General features: G+C 33.1%; 2 protein-coding genes. Both read left to right on the forward strand.

The annotated features are described in order from the left end of the window. On the forward strand, positions 1 to 681 hold a 681-nt coding region (locus RB298_RS02110; RefSeq protein ID WP_486045492.1), incomplete at its 5' end, for a response regulator transcription factor. Beyond that, positions 659 to 2,193 (forward strand): sensor histidine kinase (locus RB298_RS02115; protein WP_486045494.1); only part of this gene is annotated, 1,535 nt, incomplete at its 3' end. The genes RB298_RS02110 and RB298_RS02115, both read left to right, overlap by 23 nt.

Raw genomic sequence — 2,193 nt, forward strand, 5'->3', positions numbered from 1 at the left:
TATGTGGTTTTAGTCGTAGACGATGAGCAAGAAATCCGTAATGGTATTGCTATTTATTTAAAAAATGAAGGTATTAAAGTCTTTACGGCCAAAGATGGAATCGAAGCCATAGAGATACTAAATAAAGAAAAAGTTCACTTAATTATTCTTGATATTATGATGCCAAGGCAAGATGGCATTTCAACGACGTTTAAAATCCGAGAACAAAAAAATATCCCGATTATTATGCTGAGTGCTAAAAGCGAAGATGCAGATAAAGTGCTCGGTCTGCAGGTAGGAGCAGATGATTATGTGACAAAGCCTTTTAATCCATTAGAACTGATAGCGAGAGTTAAATCACAGTTAAGAAGATATGTGACATTAGGTACATATGAGGAAAAAAAGACGATTGATATCCGAGGTCTTGTACTTGATATTGAAGCTAAGTCCGTCACTCTTGACGGGGGATTCATTAAGCTGACTCCCATTGAGTATAAAATTGTAGAGTTATTAATGAAAAATGCAGGGAGAGTTTTTTCCATACATGATATTTATGAACGCGTATGGAATGAACCAGGCTACAACGCAGAAAACACAGTAGCGGTACACATTAGAAAAATAAGAGAAAAAATTGAGATTGAACCAAAAAATCCGAGGTATGTAAAGGTTGTGTGGGGACTTGGATACAAAATGGAAAAGTAGCGTCATTTCAGCTGTAGGGATTATCTTGTTTTTATTTGGTTTAGGAGCAACTATTTCTTCAATTAGTAACGTGCATAATCTATTAAAAACAAACTATTTACAAAAAAGCAGCTATATAAAATCAGAAGACTTCAAAAAGCAAATAAGTCGTTTTACAAATGATCTCTACCTTTTAGAATTGACACAAAAAGATAAGAATACCGTTAATGCAAATAAGATAACAGAAGAAGAGATTGAGGCGTATCGATATACGGAAGGAACATTAACAGAACAAATAAAAAACGTGCACGATAAATATGAAGAAAAAATAGAAGACGCTAAGCAGGCAAAGAGCAAAAACGTTGAAGCTGCCTATGTAAAGCAGCAGGATCTAGAAGTTAAAAACATTCAAAAAAAGTTTCAAGATGATCAATTCGTTCGAGAAGAAATAGCGAAAAACAAAAAACTCGAAATGAAGAAACTATATGATGAAGCTTTTGATCGACAAAAAACATTATCTCAATATAAAAAAGACATCATGTATTATGTAAAAGATAGGAACACAAATAAAATATACACGAACATCCAAAACGCAGGCAAAGAAGATGTTAATCAATTAGTAAAACAGAAAAATATATTGTATAAACATACTTATTCAGCTCAATCACCGCTGGTGTTTCAAGCAGATGAATATAAAAATTCATCGTTAAGCAGTGAGGCAGACTTAGAGATCCCAACCCGGTATTTAAAGCAGAAGTTTACGGGTATAATTGCTGTTCCTGAAAAAGAAACCTTCATTAGTCCTTTATTTGATGAGTATAACTATTATCATCATCAAAATGTAGCGTTTCTCGTGTATACATTGTCAGGGATACTAGCTCTGTTAATAGGTTGCTTTATTTATAAAAAAACAATAACTGGATATTTTGAAAAAATAACAAGACAAACTGCAGTACAGAGGGCTTATAAAAAAATACCTTTAGATATTTGTATAATTGTTTTTCTTTTATACTCATTTTTTACATTAAGTCTAGTTCTGAACGGCTATCCTGCTTCTTTATTAGAATCATATAAGCATGTTGCTACGTTCTTCTTTTATATGATAGCAATATCCATAGCTATTTCCCTATGGGCACTTCAAGTATTTCTACTGTTTCAGCGTATACGCACAATAGATGATATAAAAGAAGAATATAAAAGAGCGTGTGTTTATCAAGTAATTTATTTTCTTCAATCTATTTTTATTATCAGACTTATTGGCATGCATATAATGGTTGTAGTGCTGCTTTTAGTGTTTGCCGTGTTTGCTGTTGTAGCTCTATTGACTAGCGGATCTATGTTTGCAGAACAAGTATCCATACTGTACTTAGCTGTTGGAAGTATTGTAGGAGTGGTTACTTTGATACTGCTTATGCTACGAGTTAATTATTTAAATAAAATTATTATCTCAATTGATCAAATCGCCACAGCCGAGTGGAAAGAGCCGTTACCTATCAAAGGGAAATCAGCTTTGACTCAAGCAGCACTAAATAT

Origin of the sequence: Priestia sp. BR_2, from assembly GCF_041954005.1 — a bacterium.
Classification (GTDB): Bacteria; Bacillota; Bacilli; order Paenibacillales; family Paenibacillaceae; genus Paenibacillus_AQ; species Paenibacillus_AQ lautus_A.